Annotated in this window: 18 protein-coding genes; 11 read left to right on the top strand and 7 right to left on the bottom strand. The window is 68.5% G+C overall.

The annotated features are described in order from the left end of the window. Positions 1–32: 32 nt before the first annotated feature. A complete protein-coding gene (locus tag ACPCUW_RS04005; protein ID WP_423423695.1) occupies positions 33–935 on the bottom strand; it encodes a LysR substrate-binding domain-containing protein in 903 nt (300 codons plus the stop codon). A 150-nt stretch (positions 936–1,085) separates the two neighbouring features. On the opposite strand from ACPCUW_RS04005, the gene ACPCUW_RS04000 reads away from it, so the two are divergent. Both ACPCUW_RS04000 and ACPCUW_RS03995 read left to right on the top strand, forming a co-directional pair. Continuing rightward, complete coding sequence (locus ACPCUW_RS04000) at positions 1,086–1,397, top strand: EthD family reductase (RefSeq protein WP_423423694.1); 312 nt, start codon at positions 1,086–1,088, stop codon at positions 1,395–1,397. Between the two features lie 434 nt (positions 1,398–1,831). After that, positions 1,832–2,419 carry a hypothetical protein gene (locus tag ACPCUW_RS03995; protein ID WP_423423693.1) on the top strand — a complete coding sequence of 196 codons (588 nt, stop codon included), beginning with the start codon at positions 1,832–1,834 and terminating at the stop codon, positions 2,417–2,419. A 243-nt stretch (positions 2,420–2,662) separates the two neighbouring features. On the opposite strand, the gene ychF is transcribed toward ACPCUW_RS03995, so the two are convergent. Next, positions 2,663–3,742: a redox-regulated ATPase YchF gene (gene ychF / locus ACPCUW_RS03990; RefSeq protein ID WP_104367225.1), complete on the bottom strand. Its 1,080-nt coding sequence runs from the start codon at positions 3,740–3,742 to the stop codon at positions 2,663–2,665. A gap of 509 nt (positions 3,743–4,251) precedes the next feature. Between ychF and ACPCUW_RS03985 the strand changes: the two genes are divergently transcribed. After that, positions 4,252–4,689: a GlcG/HbpS family heme-binding protein gene (locus tag ACPCUW_RS03985; RefSeq protein ID WP_423423692.1), complete on the top strand. Its 438-nt coding sequence runs from the start codon at positions 4,252–4,254 to the stop codon at positions 4,687–4,689. 100 nt (positions 4,690–4,789) lie between these two features. Here the strand turns inward: ACPCUW_RS03985 and ACPCUW_RS03980 are convergent, their stop codons facing one another. Further along, on the bottom strand, positions 4,790–5,212 hold the full coding sequence (locus ACPCUW_RS03980) for a GlcG/HbpS family heme-binding protein (protein ID WP_181064036.1): 423 nt from the start codon (positions 5,210–5,212) through the stop codon (positions 4,790–4,792). A gap of 100 nt (positions 5,213–5,312) precedes the next feature. On the opposite strand from ACPCUW_RS03980, the gene ACPCUW_RS03975 reads away from it, so the two are divergent. Further along, positions 5,313–5,774 carry a MarR family winged helix-turn-helix transcriptional regulator gene (locus tag ACPCUW_RS03975; RefSeq protein ID WP_423423691.1) on the top strand — a complete coding sequence of 154 codons (462 nt, stop codon included), beginning with the start codon at positions 5,313–5,315 and terminating at the stop codon, positions 5,772–5,774. Here the strand turns inward: ACPCUW_RS03975 and ACPCUW_RS03970 are convergent. Beyond that, positions 5,747–6,361: a TIGR03086 family metal-binding protein gene (locus ACPCUW_RS03970; protein ID WP_064907585.1), complete on the bottom strand. Its 615-nt coding sequence runs from the start codon at positions 6,359–6,361 to the stop codon at positions 5,747–5,749. The genes ACPCUW_RS03975 and ACPCUW_RS03970 overlap by 28 nt on opposite strands. A 100-nt stretch (positions 6,362–6,461) precedes the next feature. Here ACPCUW_RS03970 and ACPCUW_RS03965 point away from each other — a divergent pair, with 100 nt between their 5' ends. Next, positions 6,462–7,415: a helix-turn-helix transcriptional regulator gene (locus ACPCUW_RS03965; protein WP_423423690.1), complete on the top strand. Its 954-nt coding sequence runs from the start codon at positions 6,462–6,464 to the stop codon at positions 7,413–7,415. A 59-nt stretch (positions 7,416–7,474) separates the two neighbouring features. Here ACPCUW_RS03965 and ACPCUW_RS03960 read toward each other — a convergent pair whose 3' ends face one another. Next, positions 7,475–8,416 (bottom strand): hypothetical protein, encoded by a 942-nt coding sequence (locus ACPCUW_RS03960; RefSeq protein WP_423423689.1) that lies wholly within the window; start codon positions 8,414–8,416, stop codon positions 7,475–7,477. 338 nt (positions 8,417–8,754) lie between these two features. Between ACPCUW_RS03960 and ACPCUW_RS03955 the strand changes: the two genes are divergently transcribed. The 5 genes from ACPCUW_RS03955 to ACPCUW_RS03935 all read left to right on the top strand — a co-directional run bounded on the left by ACPCUW_RS03955 (position 8,755) and on the right by ACPCUW_RS03935 (position 15,373). Beyond that, entirely contained in the window at positions 8,755–11,040 is a 2,286-nt protein-coding gene (locus ACPCUW_RS03955; RefSeq protein ID WP_423423688.1) for a carbon starvation CstA family protein, read from the top strand. Positions 11,041–11,054: 14 nt separating this feature from the next. Continuing rightward, positions 11,055–11,249 (top strand): YbdD/YjiX family protein, encoded by a 195-nt coding sequence (locus ACPCUW_RS03950; protein ID WP_369829502.1) that lies wholly within the window; start codon positions 11,055–11,057, stop codon positions 11,247–11,249. 369 nt (positions 11,250–11,618) lie between these two features. After that, positions 11,619–13,262, top strand: a complete 1,644-nt coding sequence (locus ACPCUW_RS03945; protein WP_423423687.1) for an AlkA N-terminal domain-containing protein — start codon at positions 11,619–11,621, stop codon at positions 13,260–13,262. Beyond that, positions 13,259–13,786, top strand: a complete 528-nt coding sequence (locus tag ACPCUW_RS03940) for a methylated-DNA--[protein]-cysteine S-methyltransferase (RefSeq protein ID WP_423423686.1) — start codon at positions 13,259–13,261, stop codon at positions 13,784–13,786. The genes ACPCUW_RS03945 and ACPCUW_RS03940 overlap by 4 nt, the downstream gene beginning before the upstream one ends. Before the next feature lie 84 nt (positions 13,787–13,870). Beyond that, complete coding sequence (locus ACPCUW_RS03935) at positions 13,871–15,373, top strand: carboxylesterase/lipase family protein (protein WP_423423685.1); 1,503 nt, start codon at positions 13,871–13,873, stop codon at positions 15,371–15,373. Here ACPCUW_RS03935 and ACPCUW_RS03930 read toward each other — a convergent pair whose 3' ends face one another. Together ACPCUW_RS03930 and ACPCUW_RS03925 are read right to left on the bottom strand one after the other, a co-directional pair. Further along, positions 15,374–18,739, bottom strand: coding sequence for an AAA family ATPase (locus ACPCUW_RS03930; protein WP_423423684.1), 3,366 nt, complete (start codon positions 18,737–18,739; stop codon positions 15,374–15,376). Between the two features lie 22 nt (positions 18,740–18,761). Beyond that, the gene (locus ACPCUW_RS03925) at positions 18,762–19,934 is read right to left on the bottom strand and encodes an exonuclease SbcCD subunit D (protein ID WP_423423683.1); all 1,173 of its coding nucleotides are present in this window, start codon (positions 19,932–19,934) and stop codon (positions 18,762–18,764) included. Between the two features lie 120 nt (positions 19,935–20,054). Between ACPCUW_RS03925 and ACPCUW_RS03920 the strand changes: the two genes are divergently transcribed. Then, entirely contained in the window at positions 20,055–21,191 is a 1,137-nt protein-coding gene (locus tag ACPCUW_RS03920) for a DNA recombination protein RmuC (protein WP_305779183.1), read from the top strand. Positions 21,192–21,233 lie beyond the last annotated feature (42 nt).

Here is a 21,233-nt window from a genome sequence, read left to right as displayed (position 1 = left end):
GCCGATGTCGGTCTCGCGTGACCTCCTGCGCGTCAGTCCGGCAGCCAGTGCAGCTCGTGTGCCAGGGTTTTGGCGACGGTGCGCACGCGGCGGTGTAGTGGTGACTGCACGCGCGGGAGGACCAGGTGGATTGTCAAGGTGGGCGCGCCCAGCAGCGGTCGCCACGTGAGACCGGCCGGTTGTGTCGTGACCGCTACTTCACCGGCCGGAGCGAGGGTGAGCCCGTCGCGTAGGTCGCGCTGAGAGATATCGAAAGAGACTGCGGGCGTGATGAATCGGGGGCTCGGCCGGGTGTCGCGGAACAGTGCGGCGAGCTGATCGTGGATCACGGGGTTGGCCGCACGGTCGGGAAGTCGCAGCGGATACGCGGCCGCGTCGGCGATCTCGATCTCCGGGTGTCCGGCCAGCGGATGATGCTGCGCCAGTTGGACCCCGACGCGCTCGCGCCGCAGCAGGAACCGGCGCACGCCACGGCCCGGCTGTTCACCGCGAGTGATCCCCGCATCGATGCGGCCGTCGGCGACCGCTGGGGAGATCTCCGGTGTCGCCATCGGGACCGCGCCGACGTCGAGTCCCGGGCTGCTGCGAATGAGCTTGTCCACCAGGGCCGGTGCCGTCTCGGCTCCCGTGCTGAGGCTGTATCCGATGCGCAGCGTGCCCAGTTCACCGGCCCCCGCATTCCGGGCGGTGTCCCATGCCCGATCCAGCGCCGCCAGCGCGGGTGGCGCGGACTCCGCCAAAGCCGCACCGGCCGTGGTCAATACGACGCTACGCGTGTTTCGAACCAGCAGGCTCGTACCGAGTTCCGCCTCCAATCGGCGCATCCGGGCACTGAGTGCGGGCTGCGCGATACCGATCCGTGCGGCCGCGCGGGTGAAGTTCAACTCCTGCGCCAGCACCAGAAAGTACCGCAGGCTCACCGTATCCGGCGCCACATACCCTCCCTGCCGATTGATAACGATCCGTTCTGAGTCTATCCCGTTCCGGCCTTTCCCTCGACCATGCATCAAGCCCTAACCTGCGCATATGACGATTCAACCGACCGCGGTACCGGACACCGCAGCCACACACGCCGGGAGGCAGTCATGCACAAGTTGGTAGTCCTGTATCCCGAGCCCGCCGACCCCGACCACTTCCGCGACTACTACGTGACCAACCACCTTCCACTGGTCACGAAAATGCCCGGCCTGCTTGCCTGGCGCTACAGCTTCGACGTGGCGGCCCCGAACGGAGATTCGCCGTATTTCGCGGTCTTCGAAGCCGACTTCGCCGACGCCGCCGCCGTGGCCGCGGCACGGGCATCACAGCCCGGCCGGCGGGCGGCCGCCGATGTCGTCAACTACGCCACCGGCGGTGCGGTCGTCATCGACTATCCGGTGCACGACGGCACCATCTGAGGCAGGACCGCGCTCCGGGTCGCGTTCGGCCGAGCGTTGCGTCCTCGGGGCTCGACTCGCGTTCCGAAGCCGAATAACCTCTGCACGCACCCCACCGATCCAACCGATGCCGGCAGCGACCCAAGGCCGCCCCTCTGGCCGCATCACCCAGCTAGTGGACCCAAGTGCGCACCCATGCCGATTATCAAGTGGTGGTTGCCGAACGAACGTTGGTACCGTGCGGGTGATATCCCGGCGATCGTCGGGGTGGACCGCGACACGGGCACGACGCCGTCCACTCTCGGCTGCGCACTCGGCAGCAGATCGAGGAGGAGTGCGCGCATATGTCGATGGTGCGACGGTTCTGGATCGAATTCGACGTGCGGGACTGCCCTGCCCCATGGTTCGGAAAAGCTATCGGTGTGACCGGATTCGACGTGCGGGACTGTTTGTCGATGGCGGCAGATCTGGCGACCGACGGACCGTTGCCACCCGTGCGTCGAATCACGGTCGACATCTCACTGGCCGCGCCGCTGCCGCTGAATCCTCGCCATCTCGGAGTCCCGGTGTGGCGCGGCGTGTGGTACCCGCCGGTGAACCTCGGAACCGGACCGATCCGCGCCATCGACAGCAAAGGCGTATCCGGCGACTACCCGACACCAGTTCCGCCATCCCGCCGCCGAACGCGGACCGAAGAGCCCCTGCGCTCCATGTGGTGGGACGAAATCCCGCATTTCGATGCCCTGTGGTGGCCGCTGATGGACGTTCACCGCGACGGCAGAATGCGATATCACGCCCCGCAGGTGCGTGATATGTGCGTGAGGGATCCGACCTACGGGTTGCTGGTGCGCGAAGCCCTGGACTACATGATCGTGCGACGCCCGACACCGCAGGAATGGTTCGACCCGACCGGGATCAGGTTCGCCGACGAGCGGGAACTAGGCGAGTATCTGCGAGCCTTCCGCGACTACGTGGCCGGAATCCGCCCGGAGCCGATCTACCTTCCCGCCGGCGAACAGCTTTCACGCGACGCGCAACCATGACCTCCCGACGACGAGTGAAACCCCTTGGGACACGTCCTGCGACAGCCGCTGGGCACGCGCCTGAACAATGCGGACGCGCCGCAGCTCGGGACATCCGGCAATGCCGCTTACCGCGCTGACCGAACCGGCCATCGCACAGCACCGGCGAAACGACCGAGCGCCCGAATACCGGATGGGCCTCAGCAAAGTCTCTACCAGGAGCGATACATGCGCCGCCCCTACTTCTTCTCAGACGCTGATCCGCTATACGTTGAAGCGGAACTCGACCACGTCGCCGTCGTGCATGACGTAGTCCTTACCTTCCATCCGTACCTTGCCCGCGGCCTTGGCGGCGGACATGGAGCCGGCTTCGACCAGGTCGTCGAAGGCGACGATTTCGGCCTTGATGAAGCCGCGTTCGAAGTCGGTGTGGATGACGCCGGCTGCCTTCGGGGCGGTGTCGCCCTGGTGGATGGTCCAGGCGCGGGCCTCTTTCGGGCCGGCGGTGAGGTAGGTCTGGAGGCCGAGGGTGTGGAAGCCGGCTCGGGCCAGGGCGTGCAGGCCGGGTTCGGTTTGGCCGATGGATTCCAGCAGCTCGAGGGCGGACTCGGCGTCCAGTTCCAGGAGTTCGGCTTCGACCTTGGCGTCCAGGAAGACCGAATCCGCCGGGGCGACTGCGGCTTTCAGCTCGGCGACGCGCGCCTCGTCCGTCAGGACCGACTCGTCGGCGTTGAAGACGTAGAGGAAGGGCTTGGTGGTCAGCAGCGACAGTTCGCGCAGGAGGTCGGCGTCGAGCTTGTCGCGGACCGCGTACAGGGTCTTGCCCTCGTTGAGGAATTCCTGGGCCTGCTTGGCGGCGTCGGCCACCGGCTTGCGGTCCTTCTTGACCTTGGCTTCCTTGTCGAGGCGGACCACCGCCTTCTCCAGCGTCTGCAGGTCGGCGAGGATGAGCTCGGTTTCGATGACCTCGATATCGCTGAGCGGGTCGACCTTGCCGTCGACGTGGACCACGTCGTCGTCGGCGAAGACGCGGACCACCTGGCAGATAGCGTCGGCTTCGCGGATGTTGGCGAGGAACTTGTTGCCCAGGCCCGCTCCTTCGGAGGCGCCCTTCACGATCCCGGCGATGTCGACGAACGACACGGTCGCGGGGACGATGCGCTCGGAGCCGAAGATCTCGGCGAGCTTGTCCAGCCTCGGGTCGGGCAGCGGCACCACGCCGACGTTCGGCTCGATGGTGGCGAACGGGTAGTTCGCCGCGAGCACGTCGTTGCGGGTCAGCGCGTTGAACAGCGTCGACTTTCCGACGTTGGGCAGGCCGACGATACCGAGGGTGAGACTCACGAGTGCAAGAGTCTACGCGGCGCACGTTCGGCAACCGAATCTGCCCAGGTCGCGACCACCGGATGGAGTGTCCGGTATCCGGACGTGTTCTGTCACCCGCGCGGCTACTCAGAAAGTGGCGGGCAGCGCGAGCGCGCTCTCGATCGCCGCATCCAGAAACGCGAGAGTGTCACGGCGGCGTGTGAGCGGATTGCGATAGGAGCGGCACCCTCGGCGCCGCGCGTGCGGAGTGGAGGCTCTCGGCGATGATCGGCTGCCAACGCGGGTCGAACGACCGCAGCGCATAGCGGCCGGCTCCGCATTTGGAGGTCATCGTTCCGGTCGCGAGAACTTTGTGAAGGCGACTCACCCCGAGAACTGCCCTCGACCACAGGAACGAATCGGAAGACTCACTCACCGGAGCGCGCGTTCGCTCCGCTGTGCAGCTGAACAAACATACTCTGCCGCAACGGATTCGACGATCCACACCGCAGCCCGCACATGCGACCACACCGGGCTAAGGTCGTTTCATGGCGCAGATCCCTCGACTTCCCGGATTGGGCTTGGCCGATGCCGATTGGCTGGTGACCGCCGCGCTGGCGGTGGCCTCCGAACATCGATTTCCGCCGCTGGCGGTGGCGGTTACCGATGTGAGCGGTGCGGTGATCGCGCTGCGCCGGGCGGACGGCGGGATGCCGATGACGAGTCGCCTCGCGGTGGCCAAGGCGCGCACCGCGCTACTGACACTGCATTCGTCGGGACAACTCCCCCTGCCGGGTGAGATCGTCGACAGCATTCAGCATCTCTACGACGGTGATTACATTCCGTTCGCGGGCGGGGTGCTCGTCACCGAGAACGGGGTGATTCTCGGGGCCGCCGGGGCCTCGGGTGCGCATGCGACACAGGACGAAGAGGCCGTGCAGGTCGCCGTGCAGCGCTGGCACGAATATCGTTCGCACACAGCCTGATCGAGACGCTCGCACATGCTCTGGTAGCCGGCGACGCAGCGGGATCCGACCATGCGACCGGCACAGTTCCGCGCGTGGCACCACGCCCGCCGGCGTTCTGCTACACCGGGTCCGGCGTCGGCCGGGCACAAGCCAGCCCGAACTCGGCGCACTCGTCGTCCTGTTCGGGCCGACCGCCGCTGACCGCGACCGCACCCACCACGACACCGTCGCGACGGATCAGCCGAGAGCCCGCACCCACCACGATCGGCGTCGGCGACAGCTGATCGATTCGATCGAACAGGGCGGGCCACGCCGCCTGGAGTTGCTGCAGTTCACCGCCCTCGCGATGAAACAGGGCGACCCCGGCCGCCTTCGCGGGAGCGATCCGGGCCGACAGCGGTGGCGCACCGTCCATCCGGTCCAGCACTCGCACGTGTCCACCCTCGTCCACGACGGCCACGGTCACTCGGGCACCCAATTCCCCAGCGCGAGAGCGTATCCGAGTGCTGATGGCGTGCGCTTCATCCAGCGTGAGCAACATCTTCTCCACCTCCGATAATCGTTGGCTGTACCAACGGTTCGCCCAGGCGACGCTACCCCACATTCGTTGGCTCGTCCAACGAATCCAGTAGACTTCACGCATGGACGACACGCCCGCACGCCTGCGCGGCAAACCGAGCTGGCTGGTCAGCAAGACCGCCGCACTCGCCCAGCGGTGCATCGGAGAAGCCGTGTCGGCGGTCGGCGCCCGCGGCTACCATTTCTCGATTCTGGCCGCACTCGACGAGTTCGGGCCCGCCAGTCAAGTGGCGATCGGCCAGCGCTGCCGGATCGACCGCAGCGATATGCACGCCATGCTGGCCGAGCTCGAGGCGCAAAAATACGTTGCGCGAGAGCCGGATCCGGACGACCGCCGCCGCAACCTCATCACCCTCACCGCGGCCGGCGAGCGGCGACTGCACGAACTGGATGCCACGTTGACTGCCGCCCAGGACGAGATATTCGGCGAGCTGACGAAGGCGGAGCGCGAACACCTGGTCGAGCTGCTGACCCGCGTGCTGGACAACCGGCAGACTCAGACGCGCGGGTCGCGGCCGAGGTAGCGCAGCAGTGTGTCGACGGCGGTATCGCCGGGCTCGGCATCCAGCACGGCCGCGTACGCGCCCCACTGGCGCAGCGGTTCGATCAGATCGGTTGCGGCAGTGAGGAGATGGGTGGCCAGGGTGTCGGTCAGCGGAGACGGCCGGCCGGTGGCGACCGCGATGTCCCAGGCGTGGACGGCAGCATCCAGGGCGGCCATGACGGCGGCGACGGGGGTCGGGAGGACGCCGTGCGGGAGCGGGGTGGGAACGGTTTCGGCGTCGTCGGTGACGGTGGCCCAGGCGGCGGCGGTCTGCTCGATGGCAGCGGAGACAAGCTGTGTGCCGGTGCCGTCGAGCGAGCCGGAGGGGGCGAAGGGGTCGTAGGCGGGGCCGGTGCCCAGCCCCAGGGCCGCGGCGAAGGCGAGCTGATCACCGGCGGCGTGCTGCACGACCTGGGTGACGGTCCACTGCGAGCAGGGAGTCGGCAGGTCCCACTGGGCGGCGCCGATTCCCGCGACCGCGTCGGCGAGGGCACGGTAGGACTCGGCGACGACGTCACGCCAGACCGGGGCGAGAGCGGCGGCGGGGGAAACGGAAGTGCTGTTCATCGGAGGGCCTTTCGTTCTTCGTTTTCGGCGTTGAACTCAGGTTATGCTCCAATTAGGCTTGTTTTCTTCCTAATAATTCGCCGACGGAAAGCGCTTCGATGTGACCTCCACCACAACCCGTGTGCTGCGGCTGCTGTCGCTGTTGCAGGACCGCACCTATACCGGTCGGGAGCTGGCACAAAGGCTCGATGTCAGCGACCGGACTCTGCGTCAGGACATCGCACGGCTGCGGGAACTGGGGTATCCGGTCCATGCCGAGCGCGGTGCGGTCGGCGGCTATCGGGTCGGTCAGGGCAAGACCATGCCGCCGCTGCTGCTCGACGACGACGAGGCCGTCGCGGTGGCGGTGGCGATCGGCCTCGCCGAGGACGGCTCCACCGGGATCGCGGATATCGACGAGAACGTGGCGCGGGCGCTCGCCAAGCTGGAGCGAATTCTGCCGGTTCGGTTGCAGCGCAAGGTGACAGCGTTGCGCACGGCCACCGAGATCGGTCCCGCCACGACCGGCTCACGCGAACCCGATGCCCCCGTGCCGGCGCAGACTCTGGCCACCATCGCGTCGGCGATACGCGGTACCCGGGTCCTGAACGTCGACGGCGGACGCCTCGAGCCGTATCGGCTGATCAATTGGCAACGCCGGTGGTATCTCGTCGCCTACGATCTCGAAAGCCATTGCTGGCGCGCCCTTCCCGTGGCCTCCGTCGACGGCGTCGCGACCGGCTCCCACCACTTCGCGGCCCGCACGCTGCCCGATGACGATCTGGTGGCCTTCGTCCTGCGGGAAATCGCCAGGGCCGGTTGGCGAGTCCACGCCCGGGTCACGGTGCTGGCGCCCGCCGAGACCGTGATCGCGCGCATCAACCCGGCCGTCGGTGTGGTGGAAGCCGTCGACGCGCAATCGTGTGTGTTGTACACCGGTGCGGACACTCTGGAGACCATCGCGATCTACCTGAGCATGTTGATGATGGACTTCCGCGTCGACGAGCCGCCGGAACTCGTGGACCACATCCGGACACTGGGCCGTCGTTATTCGTCGGCTGTCCCGCCCGAATAGCGCTTCCGATGGCCCCCGGAAAGGGCCCGAGGACAGCCCTGTGAGGTGCCGATACGGCACTAACAGCGTTCGTACAGACGAACGAAGGGCTCCGCCTCGGCCGAAACTTTTCGGCCTGGATCCGGGCAACCGCCTACCAGGACCTCGAAGCGGAAGCCTTGGTGCCCGCGGAGGGTGTACTCGACCACGGCACCGGACCGAGCGAGGCGGGGAAGGTGCTGACCGGCCAACTGTGCGGCCTGCTCCGCACTGAACACCTCGCCCGCCGGCGGAAGAATCGCGACGCCCAGTGTGCGGCCACCCACACCGGGCGGGTCGTACACACGGATGTCGGCGAAGTACGGGAAAGGTTGATCGGTAACCAACCACTCCCACAACTCGAGTTCACTGTCGGACGGGAAGCGGGTACGGCGGCTCGTGCTCGAGTCGGGTCCCAGACTCGAGCCGACGATCGAGAGATCGTGGTAACCGGAGGCCACCGTCCAGTCACGGGCCGCCAGTTCGGGAAACTCGCCGGCGATCTTTCGCATCGCCGCGGTGGCGCTCGAGGGTTCGGTACCAGAACTCGCGGCCACGATGACCTTCTCGGCCGGGCCTTCGACGTTGGCCGCGTATGTTCCGCCGTCGCTCCAATGGATCTCGGCTCCAGGCCGGCTCGCCGACACTCGGGCCCAGGTGTTTGCTGCCTCGGCTTTCCTGGTGGTGTCGCCACCGAAACGCCAGGACGCGAAGTACGAGTCCGTCATCCGGACCATTTTCAGCACGGTCGAGTCGCCTCGGTATTGCGGCGGTAGCTGCTGGGTGGCCATCACGCGCACCACAGCCTCTGCCTGCGGGGCCGTTGCGTCGTCCTTCAACCGAACATCGAGGCCGGAGCTGTAGTCACCGTACCGGTGGTACTGGAACGTGTGCGATGCGTCGGCCACCCCCGGCAACGCCTGTATCGCGGATTCGATCGCCCGCGACCAGCTATCACGCTCGGCTTGGTCAGGCCCCTGCATCGGTCTCGAGCACCCGATCGCCGAAGCCGCTGCGAGCAGCATGGCGATCGCCGACAACACCGAACGCGCAGTCCTCACCCACCTATACAACCGCAGACCAGGTTCGGAGTTACGGATAGCACCCGCGTCCGGCCCGAACGACACGCGGCCACCTGCGGTTTCGCCTCGGACGCCGGGATCCGGTCCGATGAACAGTTTCTGAACGGAGTGCGGATCCCACAGTGGGCTCGCCCGATTCGGCGGGATTCCGCTACCTTGAGTCAGTTCCACCTGATGTCCGGGCGGGCGGGGAAACTCGTCGCCGATCGGACCTACACCAGCACGGGAGAGTAGCTCGCATGGCGACCATCGAATACCTCCGAACCGAGCCGGACCTGCCTCCCGTCGGGATCGTCGACCGCCGGCCGATCACGCCGGCCAAGAAGGCGATCTTCGCGGCCGTCGCCGTCTTCGGTGCGGTCGCCTGGGCGATTCTCGCCATCGCTCGTGGCGAGGACGTCAACGCGGTGTGGATCGTCATCGCGGCGGTGTGCACCTACATCATCGCCTACCAGTTCTACGCCCGGCTGATCGAATGGAAGATCACCACACCGCGCGACGACACCGCTACTCCGGCAGAGGAACTGGAGAACGGCACCGACTACATGCCGATGGACCGGCGGGTCCTGTTCGGTCACCATTTCGCCGCCATCGCCGGCGCCGGGCCGCTGGTCGGGCCGGTCCTCGCGGCGCAGATGGGGTATCTGCCGGGCACGCTGTGGATCGTGATCGGCGTCGTGCTCGCCGGTGCAGTCCAGGACTATCTGGTGCTGTGGGCATCGGTGAAGCGCCGCGGCCGCAGCCTCGGGCAGATGGCCCGCGACGAACTCGGTGTGGTGGGCGGTATCGCGGCGCTGATCGCGGTGCTGGTGATCATGGTGATTCTGCTGGCCGTGCTGGGCATCGTGGTGGTCAACGCGCTCGCCGCGACCAAGGGGGCCGACGGGCAGCTGCACGGCGGCAGCCCGTGGGGTGTGTTCTCGATTTCGATGACGATTCCGATCGCGCTGCTGATGGGCCTGTACCTGCGCTATGTGCGGCCGGGCAAGGTCGGCGAGATCTCCGTCGTCGGCTTCGCGCTGTTGCTGCTGGCCATCGTCTCCGGGCGCTGGGTGTCGGAATCCGGCTGGGGCCGTGACGTGTTCACCCTCTCGGGCACCACCATCGCGTGGATGCTGATCATCTACGGCTTCATCGCCTCGGTGCTGCCGGTGTGGCTGCTGCTGGCCCCGCGCGACTATCTGTCGACGTTCATGAAGGTCGGCACGATCGTGCTGCTGGCGCTGGGCGTGGTGATCACCATGCCGGTGCTGCACGCGCCCGCGGTCTCCCAATTCGCCGGCAACTCCAAGGGTCCGGCGTTCGCCGGCAGCCTGTTCCCGTTCCTGTTCATCACCATCGCCTGCGGTGCGCTCTCCGGATTCCACGCACTGGTCTCCTCGGGTACCACGCCGAAACTGCTCGAAAAGCAGTCGCAGGCACGGATGATCGGCTACGGCGGCATGCTGATGGAGTCGTTCGTCGCGGTGATGGCGATCATCGCGGCCAGCATTCTCGACCAGCATCTGTACTTCGCGATGAACACCGGCGGCCTCACCAGCGCGCAGGCCGCCGCCGACAAGGTGAACGCCCTCGGGCTCGGCGGCACACCGATCACCGCGAACGAGTTGAACCAGGCCGCTCACGACGTGGGTGAGCAAGCGATCTACTCCCGCACCGGCGGCGCGCCCACCCTGGCGGTCGGTATGGCCGAGGTGATGCACAACTTCATCGGCGGCGCCGCGATGAAGTCGTTCTGGTACCACTTCGCGATCATGTTCGAGGCGCTGTTCATCCTCACCACCATCGATGCGGGCACTCGCGTCGCGCGCTTCATGCTCTCGGACACGCTCGGCAACCTCGGCGGCCCGGCGCGCAAATTCAAGGATCCGTCCTGGCGGCCCGGAGCCTGGCTGTGCACGTTCGTCGTGGTCGCGGCCTGGGGTTCGGTGCTGCTGATGGGCGTGACCGATCCGCTCGGCGGCATCTACACGCTGTATCCGCTGTTCGGCATCGCCAATCAGCTGCTGGCCGCGGTCGCGCTGACGGTGGTACTGGTGATCGTGATGAAGAAGCGGCTGTGGAAGTGGGCCTGGATTCCGGCGCTGCCGCTGATCTGGGATCTCATCGTCACCATGACGGCCTCGTGGCAGAAGATCTTCTCCGGCGACAAGAACATCGGCTACTGGACCCAGCACCGCATCTACAGCGACGCTCGTGACGCCGGGAAGGTGCTGGCGCCGGCCAAGAGCATGGCCGATATGGACAAGGTCGTGCGCAACACGTTCATCCAGGGCTCACTGTCGATCATTTTCGCGGTGCTGGTGCTGATCGTGGCGGCGGTCGGTGTGATCGTCTGTGTGCAGGCGGTGCGCCGCGGCGGTGGGGCCACCACCGAGACTCCGGAGGTGCCGTCGAAGATCTTCGGGCCGTCGGGTTTCGTGACGACGAAGGCCGAGAAGGAGGTGCAGCGCGAATGGGCGGAGTACGAGCGTTCGGGCGCGGCGAAGGTCCCCGGCGCGGCGACACCGGAACCGGCTTCTTAGCAAGCGAATTCGCTGTGCTGCGGGCGCCGCTGCGCGCGGTCCGGGCGGGAGCCCGCTATATGAACGCGGTGCTCGGCGGGCAGGACTACCCGCGATATGTGGAACATCTGCGGCGTCGGCATCCCGACCGGCCGATTCCGACCGAGAGTGAATACTGGCGCGAACGGCACGCGGCGGCCGATCGCAACCCCGGGACCCGGTGCTGCTGAGCTCGCCCCGCCGATGATCGGCGGCGAGCCGGTCGACCGGGCAACCGGAAGCGGTTCCAGGCATCCGGCTCGCCTCGGCCGCCGCACCCCTCCAGCGAGCGTACGGTTCCGGTGCGATTCGCCAGTCCGCACGCGGCGCCGGTGGCCGAAACGTTCGCGTGTGATCTGCGACCAACCGTTCACACCTCACCCGCCCGCCCGGCCGACCCGAAAACCTTGCGACGCTGCGGAATAGGCCCTTTACGGCGGTTATATCCAGCTGCTCTCACCCAGCGCACCGTTGATAGCCGACGGCTATGTCGCTGAAACGTTGACCATCCGGGCTAGTTGTCTGATTCCCGCTAGCGCAGGCGGCCTCGGGCTGACAAGGTGGACTGCGTGAGTGTGAACGGTCTGGACTTCGAGCGCTGTTATCGAGCGGTGGCCACCCGCGATGCCCGTTTCGACGGGCAATTCGTCACGGCGGTGCGCACCACCGGAATCTACTGTCGGCCATCGTGTCCTGCTATCACTCCGAAGCGTACGAATGTCACGTTCCTCCCCACCGCGGCCGCCGCGCAGCAGAACGGATTCCGCGCCTGCCGCCGGTGCCTGCCCGATGCCGCGCCCGGCTCACCCCTGTGGAACACCCGCGCCGATCTGGCCGCGCGGGCGATGCGGCTGATCGCCGACGGCGTGATCGAACGCAGCGGCGTCCCCGGCTTGGCCGACAAGCTCGGCTATTCGCAACGGCAACTGACCCGGGTACTCACCGCCGAACTCGGCGCCGGTCCGCTCGCCCTGGCTCGCGCCCATCGCGCTCACACCGCCCGGCTGCTCATCCAGACCACGCGAATGCCCATGTCCGACATCGCCTTCGCGGCCGGCTTCGCCAGCATCCGGCAGTTCAACGACACCGTGCGCGAGGTGTTCGTGGTGAGTCCGACCGTGTTGCGCGAGGAGGCGCGGCGGCTACGCGGCGACGCACTGCCCGCCACCAACGGCGCCCTCACCCTGCGCCTGCCCTATCGCGAACCGCTCGACGCGAGCTGGCTCGAATGGTTCCTCTCCGCGCATGCCGTCCCCGGGCTGGAGAGCTGGGAGGACGGCGTCTATACGCGCAGCCTGCGCACTCCGCACGGGCATGCCACGGTGCGCGCGAGTATCCACCCCGGCCATGTGCGGGCGAGCCTGGCGCTGCACGATATGCGCGATCTGGCGCCGACCGTCGCGCGGATCCGGCACCTGCTCGACCTGGACGCCGATCCGGTCGGGATCGATGCCGCCCTCACCGAGGGCTTCGGGCCCGGGGCGCCGGCCATCGGCGCGGGCATCCGCGTACCGGGCTGCCTGGACGGCTCGGAGTTGTTGCTGCGCACCATGATCGGACAGCAGATCTCGGTGTCGGCGGCGACCACGCACACCGCCCGCTTGGTCGACGCGCTGGGTGAGAACGTCAACGGCCCGATGCCGCGCCTGTTCCCCACCGCCGAAGCCATCGCGGAACGGGGCGCCGACGTACTGACCGGACCGGCCCGGCGGACCGCCTCGATCGTGGGCGCCGCCCGTGCCCTCGCCTCCGGTGACCTGCGTCTGCATGCCGGCCGGACCGCCGCCGACGTCCGCCGCGATCTGCTCGCCCTCGACGGGGTCGGCCCGTGGACCGCCGACTACGTGACGATGCGCCTGCTCGCCGACCCCGACATCCTGCTGCACACCGATCTTGTGGTCCGGCAGGGCGCGGCCCAGTACGGCATCGATCTCACCGATACGTCGCGATGGGCGCCGTGGCGGTCGTACCTGTCGATGCATCTGTGGAAGCGCGCGCTCTCCGAACGCACCGCGGTGCCCGGCGCCGCAACCGCGCGAGCTGCCCTCGCACGCAACGGTGGATACCCCGCCGGCCGCGACGACGCCACCACCCGGCCCGCGCCCGCGCGCAGCACGCTCGACCGTCGTGGCGACGCCGCGCGCACCGGAGTCGCGGCCGCCGAGGCCGGCCGTCGCGCGGCCTATCTGGGCGCGCGGCGATGAGCACCGCCGATTATGCGACCGTCCCGACCCCGATCGGGCCGTTCACGGTCATCGCCGATGCCGACGGCGCGGTCCTGGCCTCCGGCTGGACCGCCGACGCGGAAGGTCTGCGCGGTCTCGTCCATCCGCGGCTGCGGCCGGACGTGTTGCGCCGCTACGATGCGCTGGACGAGCTCACCGACACCGTCGAGCGGTATCACCAGGGCGAGCTGGATGCCGTCGACGGAGTGGCGGTCCGGCAGGTGTCCGGTCCGTTCCTCGAACACGCGTGGTCGGTCCTGCGAGCGGTGCCGGCCGGCGCACCGATCACCTACACCGCCTTCGCCGTTCGGTCCGGTCGCCCGGAGGCCATCCGCGCCGCCGCCAACGCCTGCGCGCGCAATGCCGCCGCCCTCTTCGTTCCGTGCCACCGGATTCTCCGCACGGACGGCTCGCTCGGCGGCTTCCGCTGGGGGCTCGGCTGTAAGCGCTGGCTGCTCGCCCACGAGCGCGCGGCGCAGGACAGCGCCCACCTCGGCCGCTGAACGCTCTCCCAGGATCCCCCGCGCCGAACTCGTGTCGAACCCTCGCTTCGGCGGGCAGAATGCGGAACGACGAAGGAGTTCTGCATGGAAACGATCGTGTCGGTCACAGGTGGCAAGGTCCGGGGCAACACCGAGAACGCGGTGAGCACATTCCTCGGTATTCCCTATGCGGCCGCGCCCGTCGGTCCGGCCCGGTTCGACCTACCGCGGCCGGTTCCGGAGTGGGACGGCGTGCGCGATGCGCTGACCTACGGGGCGACCTGTGTGCAGTCGCAGTACCCCGCGCCGATCCACGCCCTGATCGGCAGCGACGGGCTGCCCGGAGACGAGTACCTGAACCTGAACGTGTGGACGCCCGAGGTCGGCGGCTCCGGTCTGCCGGTCATGGTCTGGATTCACGGCGGTGCCTTCACTCGCGGCTCCAACGCCCGGACCATGTACGACGGAAGTACGTTCGCCCGCGACGGGGTCGTGGTGGTGTCGATCAACTATCGGCTCGGGATCTCCGGCTTCGCCGCCGTGCCCGGCGCGCCGCTCAACCGCGGGCTGCACGATCAGATCTTCGCGCTGCGCTGGGTGCACGACAATATCGCGGCGTTCGGCGGGGATCTCGACAATGTGACCGTCTTCGGTGAATCGGCGGGCGGGATGAGCGTGGTCGATCTGCTGACCGCGGCTCCGGCGCGGGGACTGTTCCGTCGCGCGATCGTGCAGAGCGGCAACGGATCCGCGGTCGCCGAGGCCGAAGACGCGGTCAAGGTCGCCGAAAATCTCGCTCGCACACTGGGAATCGAGCCGACGGCGGCAGCCTTCGGCGAACTCGGACCGGATCGGCTGCGAACCGCACAGGACGCGGTGGCACTGGAGTTGATCACCAATCCCGATCCGAATCGGTGGGGCCGCACGATCATCGACCACGGTCTCGGGCTTCTGAGTTTCTTCCCGGTGATCGACGGTGAACTCATCGAGAACCGGCCGATCGATGTGCTGGAGCGCTCCACCGCCCACGCGGTGCCGTTGCTCATCGGCTGGACGGCCGAGGAATTCCGGTTCTTCACCTTTCCGACCGGCATCGCGGCCACGCTCACCGACGAGACGCTGGAGCCGGTGCTGTCCCGCTACGGCGTCGATCCCGCCGTGGTGCGGGTGTATGCCGAGCATCGGCCGCGGGCCACAGCCGCCGACCTGTTCGCGGCCGTGATCACCGACGTGGTCTTCCGCGACGATTCGATGCGCATCGCGGCGGCCAACGCCGCCGCCGGTGCGCCGACGCACGTGTACGAATTCGGCTGGCGCAGTGGGGTTCCCGATCTAGGTGCCTGTCACGTGCTGGAGATCCCGTTCGTCTTCGACAAACTCTCCGAGGCGCATCCGCTGACCGGACCGAACCCGCCGCAACCACTGGCCGACGACGTCCACCGGGCCTGGGTGGATTTCGCGACGCACGGCGACCCGGGGTGGGCGCCGTTCGGAACGGACCGGCAGGTGCGGATGTTCGACTTCCCGAGCTCGGCCACCGTGCCCGACCCGCACGCCGCGGAACTGCTGGCACTGCGCGAATCGGGGAGCAGATTGCGCCGCGGGTGATCAGGCGACGATCGTACGCAGCCGCGAGCCGGTCGGTTCCCGGATGACGTGGAGCCGGCTGGGGATGCGCTGTCGCATCTCGTCGACGTGGCTGACCACGCCGACAACCCGTCCACCCGAACGCAATTCGTCCAGTACACCCATCACGGCGTCGAGGGTATCGGCGTCGAGGCTGCCGAAGCCCTCGTCGATGAACAGGGTGTCCAGTACCAGGCCGCCGGATTCCGCCGCGACCACATCGGCGAGGCCGAGCGCCAGTGACAGCGAGGCCATGAAGGTTTCACCACCGGACAGGGTTTTCGCGGGACGGACCGCGCCGGTGTAGTCGTCGCGGATGTCCAGGCCGAGACCGCCGCGGCGCCCGCGCGGGCCGGCCGCATCGGAATGGACGAATTCGTATCGGCCACCGGACATCCGGCGCAGACGTGCCGAACCGGCGATCGCGACCTCTTCCAGTCGCGCGGCGAGCACATAGGAACGCAGGGACATACGGCGGTTGTTGGCACCGCGGCCCGCGACCACGTCGGCGAGACCCTCGAGTTCGGTGTGCGCCTGCTGCAGGGGGGCGATGCGGTCGGCCGCGGCCCACAGCTGACTGCCGAGTTCCTCGAGTTTGGCCACGCGGCGGGTGCTCTCGGCGTGCGCGGCGACCGCGGCGTCCAGCGCGCGGCGGGCCTCGGCCACGGCCGCCTCGACCTCGGTGAGGTCCACGGCGTCGGCATCGGCCGCGGCTCGGACCTCGGGTTCGGCCAGAACCGCTTCGGCGTGGGCGCGACGGCGGTCGGCGGCGACGAGCTCGGCCTCCATCTCCTTCTGCTGCTGCGGTGTACGGGTCGCGGCCGCAACGACTTTCGCGTAGGCCGCGAGCACGGCATGGTCGGGCGCGCCGGACGCGGGACGCTCGGGTTCCGGAGCCGCCGGCAGGTCGGCGGCGCGGGCGGTCTGTTCGACGCGGCGGGCGAGGTCGGCGAACTGGTCGTCGGCGACGGCGGCGTCGGTGCGGGCGGTGAGCAGATCCGTGGCGTCGGCGATGAGCGCGTCCAGCCGGGCACGGCGACGCTCGACCGTGCCGTCGGCGCCGGCCGCCACCCGGACTCGATCCGTCAGTTCGGCCAGCCGGCGGTCGGCGGCCAGGATGCGTTCCTGCACTGCGCTGGACCGGCTTTCGAGTTCTCGAAGGCGGCTGTGCAGTTCGGTTTCGGCGGTGCGCAGCCGCTCCACCTCGGCGCCGCGATCGGCGGCGGCGCTCGCCTTCTGCCGTGCGGAGCGGAACTGCTCGGTCGCCGCGTTCACGGCGGCGGCCAATTCCGCGGGGTCGCCGTTGCCGCCGCGCTCCCCGAGCAGTTCGATCCGGCGTTCCAGTTCCGTGCGACGGGTGAGGGCGCGGTCGCGTCGTTGTTCGGCGGCGCGTTCGGCCTGCACCGCCGCGTCCTCGTCGGATTTCGCGACAGTGACGGCGGTGGGCCGGGCGGGAGCCGGATGGTCGGCGGAACCGCACACGGTGCACGGCTGCCCTTCGACGAGTGCACCCGCCAGCTCCGCCGCCATTCCGGCGAGGCGACGTTCGCGAAGATCGAGGGTGCGCTCGCGCGCATCGGTATGGTCCGCCCGGGCTCGCTCGAATTCCTCGGTCGCTGTGGCCAGTTCCTTCCGCGTGCCCACGAGCTCGACCGCCGCCTGCGCCGCGGCGCGGGTTCGCTCGCATTCGCGTTCCAGACCCGGCAGCGCGGCCTTGGCATCCGCCGCCTCGCGCAGCGCCACCTCGGCCGATCGAATGGCCTGCGGCAACTGCTCCCTGCGCTGCGACAGCTGTTCCAGTTCTCGCGATACGGTGGCGTATTCCGTTCGCAGTCCGGCCAATTCGGCGGTCACGCGGACGGCCGACTCGGCGTCCGCGCGAACCTCTTCCAGCGAGCCGATATGCGCGGACCACCGTTGTACCGCGGCGTCGAGACCACGGTCCGCTCCTGCTGCATCGGTGCCCGAGTCGTCGAGTGCGCCGGCAACCTTCTGCCCGCCCGACCGGCCCGGCTGGTTCTGCGCACCCACATCGGAGCGAGTCCGGTTACCGCGCGACTCCGGCGCCGCTGCGGTCCGGACCAGATCGATGGAGAACAACTCCCATTCGATCGGTTCGTCCACCGCACCGGGCTCCTCCGGCAAGGGTGTCGTGGCAACCACACCGTCGTCGGCGGCGGTGCGACCGGTGTCCGGAATGGCCGGAATGGCGGAGAGCTCCTCGGCCATATCGGTATCCGCCAATTCGGCGGCAGCGAGCTCGGTTGCGGCCCATGTCGTTCCCGGAAGCTCGGCGGATTCGGGTTCGAGCAGGCGGACGGCCAGGCGTTCGGCCAGGTCGCGGGCTTCGTCGGTGCGGCGGCGCAGGGTGACCGCGGCCGTGCGGGCGTCGGCGAGCGCGGCCGCCACCGGCTCGACGCGGCGGGCGCGGTCCAGATCGGCCTGGACGCGATCGCGGGCGGGCGCGCCGGCGGCGTAGTCGTCGAGTTGGCGGCGGGCGATCGCGGCGCGTTCGCGACGCTCCTGAACCCGGCGGTGTTCCTCGGCAGCGGTGTGCCGCTGGGCCGAATCCTCTTGGCGGCGAGCCAAATCCGTCGCGGAGAGCTCGGCCTCGGCGCGAGCCTGCGCGAGGAGCTGCTGTGACCATTCCACGGCCTCGAGCGGCCCGACGGCTTCGGTGGCCCCCAGGCCGGCGGTGATCGCGACCTGAGCGATCAGGCGGTCGACGCTCTGGCGGTGATTGTCCAGTTGCGCGGCGCTCTCGCGTCGTCGCTGCGCCAGCCATTGCTCGGCCGTGCCGAAGCGTTCGGTGTCGAACAGCCGCTCGAGCAGCTTCTCCCGATCTTCGTTGTCCGAGCGCAGGAACCGCGCGAAATCGCCTTGCGGAAGCAGCACGACCTGGAAGAACTGATCGGCGCTCATCCCCAGCAGCCGGCTCACCTCGTCGCCGATATCGGGGATGCGGGACAGATGTTGCCCGCGCCCGTCGAGCCACTCCAGTGTCGCCGCGGCCTGTTCGGTCCGCATACCGGTGCCGCGCTTCTTCGGCCGCTCGAACTCCGGCGACCTGGTCAGGCGCAACCGGCGGCCGCCGAGCGTCGCCTCCAGCACCACCCGGGGCGCGGTCTGCGGATCGGCGTGGTCGGAATGCAGGCGTTTACTCTCGCCGCGGGCCCCCGGCACTCGGCCGTAGAGGGCGAAGGCGATCGCGTCGAGCACCGTCGTCTTCCCGGCGCCGGTATGACCGTGCAGCAGGAACAGCCCGTCGGCGCCGAGCTCGTCGAAGTCGACCCGCGCCGTCTCGGCGAACGGTCCGAAAGCCGTGAGCTCCAGCCGATGCAGCCTCATACGCCACCCGCCCGGGCGCCGGTCATGCCGACAACTCCGCCGAGGCCGCCACCACTTCGGAGACTGGTTCGCGCCGAGCCGCCGACAGTGCCTGCTCGATCAGCGCCATCTCCCCCGCTGTCGGTTCACCGCGCACATCGCTGAGGAAGCTGTGCGCGATCTCGCTGTCGCGGCGGCCGTGCACCCGCTCGCGGTAGCGCAATTGCGAATTCGCCTCCGGGCGGGTCCATTCCACATGCACCGCGTGCGGGAAGCGTCCGCGCAGCCGGCGCAGCGCGTCGACCGGGCGCGCGTGATCGGTGAGCACCGCCGAGACGTAATCGTGCTCGGCATCGGCATATTCGGCCGCGGACAGCAGCTCGTCCAGCACGCCGGTCAGCTGGCGCAGGCCTCGTACCACCGGAAGATCGTGGCGCTGCACCGATGCCAGCCCGTCGGCGTCCAGATCGACGATCCACACCGCCTTGCGATGCGAACGCTCCGCGAACGAATACGGCAGCGGCGAGCCGGAATACCGGACCGACTCCGACAACGTCTGCGGCGAATGCAGATGACCCAGCGCCACGTAGTCCATACCCTCGAACGCGCTGAGCGGCACCGTCTCCACACCGCCCACGGCGATCGAACGTTCCGAACCGGTCGCCTCGGCACCGACCACGAAGGCGTGTGCCAGCACCACGGTTCGCGGATCGCCGCGGCGTTGCCGGTCCGCACGGATACGGGCCAGCGCGGCATCCAGGATCTCGGCGTGCGAACGCGCCTGCGGCACATCCAGTTCCGCGCGGGTGATTTCGGGTTCCAGATACGGGATGCCGTAGCAGGCGATCGGTCCGTGCTCGTCGGCGAGCATCACCGGCCGGTCCACCTCCGCCACCGACGTGCGCAGATGCAGTCCGCCCGCCGCGGCGAAGCTGCCCAGGGCGCCCAGTCGCGTCGGCGAATCGTGATTGCCCGAGGTCGCGACGATCGTCGCCCCCGCGGCGCGAATGGCCTCGAAGCCCTTGTTGCACACCGCTATAGCGTCCGCGCTCGGAATCGACCGGTCGTAGACGTCGCCCGGCACCACGACCACGTCGACCTGCTGCGCGGTCACCAGCTCCGCCACCGCCTCCAGCGCACGCGCCTGATCGGCCAGCAGGTCGACACCGTGAAAGGTGCGCCCGATGTGCCAGTCCGAGGTATGCAGCATCCGCATGTGGCAAGAGGCTAAGCCATCTCACCGACAAGGTTGAATCGCTCCGGCGTGTCGACGAGTGGTGCTGGGGAATTGCCGGGATTCGCGAACTTGTCGGTGGGATAGGGCACTATCGGGCACATGACCGCACCGATGCTGTTCGCGTTGTTGTTGGTGTTCTGCGCGGGGGCCGGCCTCGGGTGGCTGGGGCACGCCGCCCGGGCGGGGCAGCGGGCGGCCGCGGCCGAAGCTCAACTCGCGGCGCTGCGGGAGAACGAACAGCTGCTGCGGCACTCACTCGGCGCCGCGAGCGCCGATGCGGCACGGCACAATTCGCAGGCCATCGGCACGCTGGTCGAGCCGCTACGCGAGGCGCTGGGCAGTTTGAACCAGCACATCCAGCAGGTCGAGCACAATCGCATCAACGCCTACTCCGGGCTGCGCGAACAGGTCGCGGGGATGCAGCGGATCTCCCAGCAGTTGTCCACGCAGACCGGTGAGCTGGTGTCGGCGCTGCGGGCGCCGCAGGTGCGCGGGCGCTGGGGGGAAATACAACTCGAGCGGGTTGTCGAACTGGCGGGCATGGCCAAACACTGCGACTTCGACACGCAGGTCACCGCGAGCGGCCGCGACGGCCTGATCCGCCCCGACCTGGTGGTCCGGCTGGCCGGTGACCGCCAACTGGTGGTCGACGCCAAGGTGCCGCTGACGGCCTATCTGGACGCCACCGGCGAGACGGATCCGCGCCGGCGCACCGAGCATCTGGCCCGGCACGCCAAACACCTGCGGGCGCATGTCGACCAGCTGGCCGGCAAGGCCTATTGGGAGGCCTTCGATCCCAGCCCGGAATTCGTGGTCCTGTTCATCCCCGGCGATCCGTTCCTCGACGCCGCGCTGACCGCCGATGCCGGTCTTCTCGAGTACGCCTTCGGCCGCAACGTGATCCTCGCTACACCGACGACTCTGATCGCATTACTGCGCACCGTCGCGTTCGGCTGGCGACAGGAAGCACTTTCCCGAGATATGGCAACCGTTCAGCAATTGGGTCGGGAGCTGTACAACCGGCTGTCCACCACGGGCAACCATCTCGACAAGCTCGGCACCCAACTCGGTAAGGCCGTCGACGCTTTCAACCACACAGTGGCGTCGATCGAATCCCGCGTGATGGTCACCGCGCGCCGGCTGCACGAACTCGATATCGGCGATCGCGCCGTACCGGCAATTGCTCCCGTCCAGTCGTGGCCACGCGCGGTAGGCTTCTCGGACACCAACGAGTAACTCCGGCAGCAGCCCGGCCTCGACACACGTTCCGGCCGCGGC

This window comes from Nocardia sp. AB354 (genome assembly GCF_049538315.1).
Classification (GTDB): domain Bacteria; phylum Actinomycetota; class Actinomycetes; order Mycobacteriales; family Mycobacteriaceae; genus Nocardia; species Nocardia nova.
Note: the sequence above shows the minus strand (reverse complement) of the source record. Positions and strands in the feature narration are given on the sequence as shown.

Coding starts and splice junctions, on each gene's coding strand:
- ACPCUW_RS04000 (WP_423423694.1), top strand. CDS start 1,086: ATGCACAAGTTGGTAGTCCTGTATCCCGAGCCCGCCGACCCCGACCAC.
- ACPCUW_RS03995 (WP_423423693.1), top strand. CDS start 1,832: ATGGCGGCAGATCTGGCGACCGACGGACCGTTGCCACCCGTGCGTCGA.
- ACPCUW_RS03985 (WP_423423692.1), top strand. CDS start 4,252: ATGGCGCAGATCCCTCGACTTCCCGGATTGGGCTTGGCCGATGCCGAT.
- ACPCUW_RS03980 (WP_181064036.1), bottom strand. CDS start 5,212: ATGTTGCTCACGCTGGATGAAGCGCACGCCATCAGCACTCGGATACGC.
- ACPCUW_RS03975 (WP_423423691.1), top strand. CDS start 5,313: ATGGACGACACGCCCGCACGCCTGCGCGGCAAACCGAGCTGGCTGGTC.
- ACPCUW_RS03970 (WP_064907585.1), bottom strand. CDS start 6,361: ATGAACAGCACTTCCGTTTCCCCCGCCGCCGCTCTCGCCCCGGTCTGG.
- ACPCUW_RS03960 (WP_423423689.1), bottom strand. CDS start 8,416: ATGCAGGGGCCTGACCAAGCCGAGCGTGATAGCTGGTCGCGGGCGATC.
- ACPCUW_RS03955 (WP_423423688.1), top strand. CDS start 8,755: ATGGCGACCATCGAATACCTCCGAACCGAGCCGGACCTGCCTCCCGTC.
- ACPCUW_RS03940 (WP_423423686.1), top strand. CDS start 13,259: ATGAGCACCGCCGATTATGCGACCGTCCCGACCCCGATCGGGCCGTTC.
- ACPCUW_RS03935 (WP_423423685.1), top strand. CDS start 13,871: ATGGAAACGATCGTGTCGGTCACAGGTGGCAAGGTCCGGGGCAACACC.
- ACPCUW_RS03930 (WP_423423684.1), bottom strand. CDS start 18,739: ATGAGGCTGCATCGGCTGGAGCTCACGGCTTTCGGACCGTTCGCCGAG.
- ACPCUW_RS03925 (WP_423423683.1), bottom strand. CDS start 19,934: ATGCGGATGCTGCATACCTCGGACTGGCACATCGGGCGCACCTTTCAC.
- ACPCUW_RS03920 (WP_305779183.1), top strand. CDS start 20,055: ATGACCGCACCGATGCTGTTCGCGTTGTTGTTGGTGTTCTGCGCGGGG.